Annotated in this window: 9 protein-coding genes; all 9 read right to left on the reverse strand. The window is 42.7% G+C overall.

Annotated features, from left to right (window positions below; translation table 11 throughout):
• Nucleotides 1-5 precede the first annotated feature (5 nt).
• On the reverse strand, nt 6-1,022 hold the full coding sequence (locus JQ843_RS05290; protein WP_203213070.1) for a glycosyltransferase family 2 protein: 1,017 nt from the start codon (nt 1,020-1,022) through the stop codon (nt 6-8).
• Nucleotides 1,023-1,202: 180 nt separating this feature from the next.
• Nucleotides 1,203-1,868, reverse strand: coding sequence for a potassium channel family protein (locus JQ843_RS05295; protein ID WP_001283909.1), 666 nt, complete (start codon nt 1,866-1,868; stop codon nt 1,203-1,205).
• A gap of 13 nt (nt 1,869-1,881) precedes the next feature.
• Nucleotides 1,882-3,261, reverse strand: a complete 1,380-nt coding sequence (locus JQ843_RS05300; RefSeq protein ID WP_045610862.1) for a TrkH family potassium uptake protein — start codon at nt 3,259-3,261, stop codon at nt 1,882-1,884.
• A gap of 33 nt (nt 3,262-3,294) precedes the next feature.
• Complete coding sequence (locus JQ843_RS05305; RefSeq protein WP_203213071.1) at nt 3,295-4,059, reverse strand: nucleoside phosphorylase; 765 nt, start codon at nt 4,057-4,059, stop codon at nt 3,295-3,297.
• A gap of 216 nt (nt 4,060-4,275) precedes the next feature.
• Entirely contained in the window at nt 4,276-4,833 is a 558-nt protein-coding gene (locus tag JQ843_RS05310; protein ID WP_203213072.1) for a sugar O-acetyltransferase, read from the reverse strand.
• 95 nt (nt 4,834-4,928) lie between these two features.
• Nucleotides 4,929-5,786 carry a VOC family protein gene (locus JQ843_RS05315; protein WP_203213073.1) on the reverse strand — a complete coding sequence of 286 codons (858 nt, stop codon included), beginning with the start codon at nt 5,784-5,786 and terminating at the stop codon, nt 4,929-4,931.
• Nucleotides 5,787-5,926: 140 nt separating this feature from the next.
• Nucleotides 5,927-6,550, reverse strand: coding sequence for a DUF4767 domain-containing protein (locus JQ843_RS09655; RefSeq protein WP_238393752.1), 624 nt, complete (start codon nt 6,548-6,550; stop codon nt 5,927-5,929).
• A complete protein-coding gene (locus tag JQ843_RS09660; protein ID WP_238393753.1) occupies nt 6,551-7,114 on the reverse strand; it encodes a hypothetical protein in 564 nt (187 codons plus the stop codon).
• A 286-nt stretch (nt 7,115-7,400) separates the two neighbouring features.
• A partial coding sequence (locus JQ843_RS05325) for a MucBP domain-containing protein (RefSeq protein ID WP_203213074.1) occupies nt 7,401-10,246 on the reverse strand: 2,846 nt, incomplete at its 5' end.

Consider the following 10,246-nt stretch of genomic DNA (forward strand, 5'->3'; position numbering starts at 1 on the left):
TTATATTAATTAAATCCATAAACAGATTTGGTGATTTGATAGACGACATTGGAAAGTTTGCGGGCTGGCAGGACCGAATGTTTTGTCAAACGGCTCAACATGGTCTTACGGATAGCCTGAAAGACCTCTGGATTTTCCTGCTGAATATAGGTCCACAGCTCACGTTTTTTTGCCAGATGCTCCGCTGTTCCAGCTCGGTTGAGCAGGGCACTGGAAATCACCGTCGTAATCTCAATATGATTCAGCAGATATTCTCGCATTTTGGGATGGCTCACTTGGGACAAATCAAGCTGGTCTACTAAGAGTCGATTGACCTTTAGTTGCTGGTCAATGCGCTTAATCATCACTTGCTCATTGACAGACTGGTCCTCACGCCCAATCAAATAACGATAGAAATCAACAGGTAGATAGTACATGGTCTTGACCTGCTGAAGGGGGGTAAAGACAAAGAGATTATCGACATAAAAGGTATGCTCAGGCAGTTGGAACTGGCTCGCTCGCAACAAATCTGTCCGATAAATCAGCGAGTGCATCATGATATACTGGCCTTTTGAGAAATTTCCAACCTGGTCCCAGCCAAAAATCTGCTGGACAGGCAAGACTGACTCGTAACTCATACTCTTCTTACGAGACTGGCCTTCCTTTTCATAGACAAAATTAGTCACAAAGGCATCCACTTCCTGCCCCTCGTTCTCTAGTTCCTGCAAGGTTTCAAGAATTTTCAAGTAGGCACGAGGATCCACCCAGTCATCACTGTCAACCACTTTAAAATAACGTCCAGAAGCCTCTGCCAAGCCACGATTGACCGCACCGCCATGGCCTTTATTTTCCTGATAGATGGCTCTAACGATGCTAGGATACTTACTGGCTAAACGCTCAGCTATTTCCTGAGTCTGGTCCTGGGACCCGTCATTGATAATCAAAATCTCAACTTGCTCACCACCAATCACTAGCGACTCCACACAATAATGAAGATAGGCTGCAGCATTATAGCTAGGGATGGCGATAGACAATAATTTCATGATCTACTCCTTTAGGGGACTGATTTTTTCTTACTCTCTCTTGTCACTCCTCTCTATTTTACCATAAAGTCCCGTTTTTGAAGGACTTTTACTGGAATACAAGGGGTTCTGGTCTCATTTGGGATACAGGTTTCTCTCTATTTGCTACCTTGAACATCAAAAAAGAGGGAAATCCCCTCCTTACGAATTTAATTCTGCCAAGTCATCTAGATACTGGTTGTTAATCACCGCCAAGATATAGGCATCTGCTTTCAAGAGATCATTAGGCCCAAACTGGACGTCCAGTGGTGAATTTTCTTGCTCACGAAATCCTAGGACATTGAGGTTGTATTTGCCACGTAGATCCAGCTGGCTCAGGCTTTGACCTGCCCAAACACTAGGAATTTTCATCTCCACGATAGACACATTTTTGTCCAGCTGAAAGACATCAACATTGTTATGAAAGAGAATGGTCTGCGCTAGGGATTGCCCCATTTCATACTCAGGCGAGATCACCGAGTCGGCACCGATTTTTTCCAGTACCTTCTTGGCTGTCTGACTTTTGACCTTGGCAATAACCCTCGGCACACCCAAACTCTTACAGTGCATTACTGCAAGCACACTCGATTCCAGATTTTCCCCTGTTGCCACTACAACCGTATCACAGGTATCAATACCTGCAGTTCTGAGGAGTTCCTCATCTGTAATATCGCCCACAACTCCACGCGCCAAAACAGGTTCAAATTGATTGATGCGCTCGGCGTGGTCGTCAATGGCAATAATATTCATATCTTGCTTGGCGAGGGCCGTCAGGACACTACTCCCAAAAATCCCCAAGCCTAAAATTCCAATCGTACGATCTGACATCGTTCTTCCTTTCTTATCCAATGCTAATATCTGCTTTCATATACTGAATCAAATCTTTCTTATCAGGCTGGTAGTCAGCTAGACTAACCAGCAAGGTCAAGGGACCGATACGGCCAATAAACATGAGCACCATGACAATACTTAGGGCTAGCTTGCCCAATTCTGGTGTCAAATTTGCCGTGACCCCAACTGTCGCAAGGGCTGAAATGGTCTCAAACATGAGGTAGATAAATCGCGGTGTTCCTTCTGCCGTAATTCCCAACAACATCAAGCCCAACAAGAAGGTCATCAAAAAGATAATGAAGACACTAAAGGATTTTTGGACTGTTCGAGCCTCAATGGTTCTCTGCGCAACATTGGCATGAGGCAAGCCCAGCAATTCACTACGCGCAAAGACCAACAAGACAAAGAAAGTCGTAATCTTGAGCCCCCCAGCCGTCCCTCCAGGCGCTCCACCCAGAAACATCTGTAGGATATAGATAAACAAGGTCACAGGTCGAGCTTGAGTATAGTCAATAGAAGCAAAACCGGCCGTTCTCATGCTGACGGTTTGGAAAAAGCTGACCAGCACTTTCTCTGGCACACTGAGATTGCCAATGGTTCCTGGATTGTGCCACTCCGTAAAGAGTGTGGATACTGTCCCAAACAGCAAAATCCCTGCAGTCAAGAAGAGGACTAGTTTGGTGTGGAAACGCAGACGGCGTTTTTTCTTCTTGTCAAACTGGGTTGCCAAGTCAAACCAGACCATAAAGCCAAGACCACCTGTGATAATCAAGCCAGCAATAACCAGATTGATTAAGGGATCCGTCTGAAAAGCCACTAAACTGCTACTGCCGAAATTATCAAAACCAGCATTACAAAAGGCTGAAATGGCTAAAAAGATAGAGGTAAAAATGCCTCGTCCCCAGCCGAACTCAGGAATAAAACGGAAACTTAACAGGAAGGCACCCAAGCCCTCCACCAGAAAAGTCGTCAAAAAGATGGAGCGCATAAAGGCCTTCAGCGACCGAGTTTCCCCGTAACTAAAGCTTTCCTGAATAGTTTCACGACTGCGAAGACTGAGCTTTTGCTTCCCCTGAATATAAAAGACCCCGATAAAAGTCATGAGTCCCAGACCACCGATCTGTATCAAGAGCATACAGATCAACTGCCCCCAGACATTATAGGTAGTAGCCACTGGTTGCGTAAAAAGGCCAGTCACACAGACCATGGACACCGTCGTAAAAAGATGGTCAAAATAAGTGGCCTGAGAACCATTTGCCTGAACAAAAGGCAAACTCAAAAGAAGAGAACCTATAAAAATAACTCCAGCGAAACTTAAAAAAATGCGACGAGCAGGCGAAAGTCCGCCAAAGACCCTTTCAAGTTTTTTCACAAATAATTTGAATAACATACATCCATTGTACCATAAAAAGAAGAAGAGTAGCTAGATCTGAAAGGCAATCTCAAGGCAGAGTTCCAAGGCCTTCTCAAAAGCTTCTGAACCCCAGTCACGACTATCGTACTGGTCCAAGTCTGCTAAGGAATCAGCTGTGAACAACAATTCACCCCAGAGAACCCCTCGCAGTTGGGCTACTGCCGCAAGCGCAGAACACTCCATCTCCACAACAGCACAGCCTTCCTCCTTGCGATAAGCCACCTTTTCAGCTGTTTCTCGGTAAAAACCATCTGTGGTCCAGGTCATGACTTCTTCATAGGGAATCCCTCTGGCCTCCAAAACTTGCTCAATAGCAGCAATAGCCTCTGGCTGAATTTCCATATAACGAGAAGGGGCCACATAGTGATAACTAGCTCCTTCATCTCGCAGAGCGCGAACAGGAACTAGAAAGGCATTTTCTTCTATATCAGCCAGCACACCACAGGTTCCAGTGGAAATAATCTGCTCCACACCATAGCCAATCAACCAATCCATAAATTGGGCTGCTGGAGCTGAACCAACAGGAGCCTGAGCCAAACAAAGTTCCTCGCCCTTGTAGCTCATGACATAGACCGGATAGGTCTTGGTGGCAGAAACAAATTCACCGACACAGTCCGCCCCTACTCCCCTAGCATAGCGGTCAGTCTCCTCACCTAAAAAAGCATAGACACACTTCTTTGGCAAGTGCAAATCCAACCCCTCGTGATCAGGCATGATAACCGCCTGAGGATTGTCATCAAACTCTAAAATAGGAATCGCATGTTTTTGAATCATAGCCTACCTCCTCTGATTTTGTACTATTGTATCAAAAGCTGACCGAGTGTCAAGGAGGGGACTGAGGAACCGAGGAGAAAAACATCCCACTTACGAGATGCTTAGAACTTGCTTAATGAAACAGACTTGCTAAGATATAGAGCAAATAAATGTGTGCTGGGTAAAAAATGATGAAACTTACAAAAAAGAAACAGCCCCCGCTGTTCCTTTTCACTTTTATTTCACAGGTATTTCCTTAATCACGCGCGCGGGATTGCCAGCTAGGACAACATTGTCTCCGAAGGACTTAGTAATCACGGCGCCAGCTCCTGCAACGACATTATTTCCCAGTGTCACTCCAGGAAGGACAATGACACCACCACCAGCCCAGAAATTATCTCCAATTGTGATAGGCTTTCCGTACTCGATACCTGAATTTCGCTCCTGCGGATCTAGTGGATGGAGGGGTGTCAAAAACTGACAATTGGGACCGATCATAGCATTGTCCCCGATACGAATGGGGCAGATGTCCAACATGGTCAAGTTCCAATTAGAATAAAAATTTTCCCCTAGATGGATATTGACACCGTAGTCCACCATCAAGCGAGTATTGATATAAAGATTTTTCCCGGTCGAGCCAAACCAAGTCTTGATGATTTCGGCTCCCTTCAAGGGGTCCTTTTCCTTGTTAAAGGCAGCCTGTTTTTGGCGAGAAGCCTGAGCCAAGGCTCTCAGTTCTGGGTCTGACGGACGGTAAAACTCTCCTGCTATCATTTTCTGGTATTCGCTTGTCATAGTATTCTTCTCCTTATTCCCTACTATCATATCAAATTTTCCACGTATCTGACTAGGATAAGGAGCACTTTCTACAATTGATGTTCTGATTTTCATCATATCCTGTCTAAGCGGATACGAGTCACAATTCCGTCTGGGTCTGTGATTTCCAGCTGGCTAGATGTCAACCACCTGATTGGTACATCAACTGCTTGTGCTCGCTGGGCAATCGTTAACAGTTCTTCTTTGTGTGCGACTTCGATGACATAGTAGGCCAAACCTGGCAAGCCTTGCTTACGCTTGGCCAGACCTTTTCCTCCACATTCGTTGACTGCCAAATGATGATGGTAGTCCCCAGTTGCAATCCAACTAGCGTTAGGCACACTGAATTTATCCTCTAGTCCTAACACCTTTTGATAAAACTGGCTGGACTTTCGACTATCCTTGACGGAAAGATGAATATGTCCCATTCTCGTACCTTCTGCCAGGATAAAGGGCTCTACTCTTTCCCCCAGCTCATAAATGTCCTGCGCCGCAAGAGCCTCCGTCACTCCGATAATGCGTCCGTCTTCTCGAATATCCCATGTGGAAACCGGCTTATCTCGATAGAGTTCAATGCCATTTCCCTCCAAATCCTCCAAGTAAAGAGCCTCACTGTACCCATGGTCTGCACCGCCGACAAGAGGAATCTGTAAATCTGTCAGGTGTTTCAAGGCATCAGCCAAAGCCTTGCGTGTCGGCAAGAGAATAGCCAGATGGTAAAGGCCATAATGTCCCCTTACTTCACTGCTCTCTTGTGCTTGAATCAAGTATACCAAGGCTTTTCCTCCAAGTCCCAGAACGACCTCTGTCTCAGTTTGAGATAAGATTTCTAAACCAATAATTTGCTGATAAAAGGCTGTTTGACTTGCCAAATCCTTTACATTTAAAACTGCCTCTGCTAAATAAATGTGGCTCTTGTATTCATAGGTCATAAATGGTTCTCTTTCTCAGTTGTAATTGTTTTTATTACATCTATTATATAATTCCCATCAAGAAAGTCAAGCCAGACAACTCGAAGTATCTCCCTCAGCAAAAACAATCCCAGAAAAAATCTTCTAGGATTGTTTTGTATTTATTTTACTAGACTAGCAAAGTTATTTCTCAAATCAACGTTTTCTGTGGGATTGAGATACATCTTGTCACCATTGGTCGTTGGTGAGTGGAAAACGATTCCTTCGCCAGTGTCTGTAATAGCAAAGAAGTAATTGTGAACGGTTGGATAGTTATCCCAATTACTGTAGGTCTCTACAATGCGATATTTGGCAGTACCACTACCTGTTTTTGAATATTCCGCATCTAGTTTACTACCATCTTTCCAGTAAAGCATGTCGGCTCTAATGTTACCAACTGAGATTCCTTTTTGATAGTTAGGCTGACCCATTTCATCACCCCAACTCTTCATAAAGCTTGCTAAAGCAGCAGATTTATCAGCTGTCCAAGGACCGATTTCTTCTGTTTTGGAAGGAGTCGTTTCCTTGACTTCTTTTTTACTTTCACTCGATGAACTGCTAGCACTACTACTTGCTTCCGATTTAGAAGAAGAGGAATAGGAAGAGCTAGCACTCGTTTCTTCCTTAGCTGGGGTAAATTTAAACTCTTCCCATGTAAACTTGTCTGCCGTAACTTCGTCAGCTTCTGATTTACCAAAGTTCTCAAGCAATTTCTTATCCGTAATCTTGATAGACTTGCTATCCACTTATGTAGGTCCCTTGGCACCTTCTAGTTTGTAAAGAGTTCCTTCCCCTTCACCTGATCCAGAAGACCAAGTCAAAGCCAAGACCTCACCTGTCTTAAAGAATTTCATCGAGCTACGAGCACCACCATGCCCTGCTACATAACCCTCTGCTAGCAGGGTTGGTTGACCTTCTTTGAGATAATACAAACCTGTAAAGAAGTAATTCTTCCCTGCGGTTTGGCTACCCACTAACATTTCAGACTGGCCATCACCATCTAAATCTAGGAAAGTATAACGTTGTTTTGAAGGATCCGCTGCAGCTGCTTCGATAACCCATGAATTTATCATATAGTCAGATTTGTGAAGCTTGGCTTCAATATCTGGAGCCTGTTTCTTGCCAGAAGACAAGATAACCTCATAATCCTCAAAAACATTCTTATAAAGGTCTTCTGCCTTTGTATTTACTGGCTCCTTAGATCCACCAAAAAAGTTTTTCAAAGGCTCTGGTAAAGCAATTGAACTACAAGCAGTCAAGCAGGTTACTGACAGAGCCATAGCCAACCCTAACACCCATTTCTTTTTCATAATACTATTTTTCCTTTTTTATTCATTATATAAGAAAGACTGGACAAAATGCAATTAAAATCCTTAAAAAGTCTTTGTAATACTCAATGAAAATCAAAGAGTAAACTAGGAAGCTAGCCGCAGGCTGCTCAAAACACTGTTTTGAGGTTGCAGATAGAGCTGACGTGGTTTGAAGAGATTTTCGAAGAGTATAAACTGTAATAAAATCAGATTTATTTATATACTAACAAAAAAGGAGCGGATATGATATCCTACTCCTTTTTCTTGTCAGAAAATCTAATTAAAATTAGTCTTCTTTTTTCTTGCGAGCAACAAGTCCAAATCCGCTCAATACTCCAAGAAGTCCAAGTGCTGCTAGGCTAGCATTGTCTTCTGTACCAGTGTTTGGAAGCTCTGCTTGTCCTTTAGCTTCTGATGAAGCTGCTGGAGCTTGTGGTGCTTCACCATTTACTGGTGCCGATGGCATCGTTGGAGTTGCTGGACCAGCTGGGGTAGCTGGGGTAGCTGGTGTTGCTGGCTGACTTGGGTCTGCAGGAACTACTGGAGTTTCTGGTTGACTTGGGTCTGTCGGTCTCACCGGATTTGTTGGATTTGTTGAAGGTGTTGCTGGAGAACCTGGTTGAGATGGAATGAGTGATCCTCCATTTGTAGAACCTTCTTTTTGAGGTCTTCCATTTGTAGTACGTTTAAATACGTGGATGACATTACCAGTTCCTTCAACTTTTATTGTATCTACCAATGCATATCCAGGAATCTCTCCAGCTGGGTTATCACCTTCAGCTAATGGTTTCACAGGTTTACCATTGACATCTACCCATACTGTCACTGGTTTCTTAGTTACTGGTTTGAAGATGTGTATTACTTTGCCTGTTTCTGGGTTTGTAACTGTTCCTACTAGTTCGTAGTTAGGAGTTGATCCTGCTGGGTATGTTCCTGGTGTGACAGGTTTGATTGGGTTTCCTTTTTCGTCTACCCATTCAGTTGTCTTACCTTCTTCGATTGATTTCTTAACAGCTTCTGCTTCTTTCTTAGCTTCTTCCTTGGCTTTTTCTTTTTGCTCTGGAGTCAAGTTTGGATTTTCATCAATCTTCTTCACTTTATCTTCTAGAGCTTTATCAATCGATTCTTTCGCTTTTGCTTTATCTTCTGGAGAAGGTGTAGTTGGCTGATCCTTATCATTTTCTGACGGAGTTGATGGTTTGTCTGGAGTTGGAGTATCTTTCTCAACTTCTTTCTTACCATTCTCTTTAGCTTTTTCTACTTCTTCTTTAGAAGGTGCTTTGTCGATGGCTTTCTTAGCTTCTTCAGCATCTTTCTTAGCTTCTTCTTTAGCTTTTTCTTTTTGCTCTGGAGTCAAGTTTGGATTTTCATCAATCTTCTTCACTTTTTCTTCTAGAGCTTTATCAATCGCTTCTTTCGCTTTTGGTTTGTCTTCTGGAGTAACAGGAGTTTTCTCTACTTCTTCTTTACCTTTTGTAGTAGATTTTTCTACATCTTCAGGAGTTTTCGCTTCTTCCAATGCCTTCTTAGCTTGTTCAGCTGTTTTCTTAGCTTCTTCAATCGCTTTTTCTTTCTCTTCGTTTGTTAACTCAGGATTTTCTTTGATCTTACTTTCTTTTTCAGACAAAGCTTTATCGATTGCTTTAGAAGCTTCTTCTTTGGCATCTTTATAAACGTAAGTTACTTCTGTAGTTCCTTCGGTTACTTTACCAGATTCTTCACCCTTAGTTGAAGTTGGTACAAGTACGTAGACTTTACCATCTTTAGTAGTGATAGTTGCTGGTTTGTTGTCACTTGTGTCATAAGCTGAGCTTACTGATCCGTCAGTCGTATCTTTAACGTCTTCAGCGATTGTGTTACCCGCTTCATCAGTGTAGTGAACGACTACGTTTCCTTTAACCTCTTTGTAAACATAAGTCACTTCTGTCGTCTTACCTGCTTCAACATCACCAGTTTCGTTACCTTTAGTTGATGCTGGGACTAATTCGTATACTTTACCTTCTGGAGTTGTGATACGAGTTGGTTTCATGTCCTTATCAGAAGTATCGTATTTAGCTCCTGGTTGACCGTCTTTAGTATCAACAGCATCTGCTTGAAGAGTGTTTCCAGCTTCGTCTACGTAATGAACAAGAACGTTTCCTGCTTTTTCGTATACATAAGTGATTTCTGTAGTTCCTTCTACAACCGCACCGTTTTCTGGCTTAGAACCGTCTTTCAATTCTTTAGCTGTTAAGTAGTAAACAGTACCATCTTTTTCAAGTTTAGCTGGTTTGTTATCAGTTGTGTCATATTTATCACTTAGTGATCCATTTTCTACATCTTTCGTATCTTCAGCTAATGTGTTTCCTTCTGTATCAACATAGTGAACGACTACATTACCAGTGATTTCTTTGTAGACGTAAGTTACTTCTGTAGTTTCTCCAGCTTTAACTTTACCTGTTTCATCACCTTTAGTTGATTGAGGGATTAATTCGTATACTTTTCCTTCTGGAGTAGTGATACGGTTTGGTTTCATGTCGTTATCAGCAGTGTTGTAGTCAGCGTTTGGTTTGCCGTCTTTGGTATCAACAGCATCCACTTGAATAGTGTTACCTTTTTCATCAGTGTAGTGAACAACTACTTGTCCTGCTTTTTCGTAAACGTAAGTTACTTCAGTCTTACCTTCTACTACGTCTCCGTTTTCTGGTTTAGAATCGTCTTTGACAGCTTTTTCTGTTAAGTAGTAAACAGTTCCGTCTTTTTCGATTTTCTCTGGTTTGTTGTCAGTTGTATCGTATTTAGCGTTTAGAGAAGCACCTTTTGTATCTTCTTTATCATCAGCGATTACGTTGCCTTCTGTATCAACGTAGTGAACGACTACATCACCAGTTACTTCTTTATAAACGTATGTTACTTCTTTAGTTTCTCCAGCAACAACTTTACCAGTTTCGTCACCTTTAGTTGCTGTTGGAACTAGCTCGTATACTTTTCCTTCTGCAGTTGTGATACGAGTTGGTTTCATTCCGTTGTCTGCAGTTGTGTAATCAGATCCTGGTTTTCCATCTACAGTGTCTTTAGCACCTGAAGCAACGTTTGCACCATCCGCGTCAACACCTACTAATGGAGTTCCATCTTCTGTTTGGTAATTAACGA

The organism is Streptococcus mitis (assembly GCF_905187495.1).
Lineage (GTDB): Bacteria > Bacillota > Bacilli > Lactobacillales > Streptococcaceae > Streptococcus > Streptococcus mitis_CU.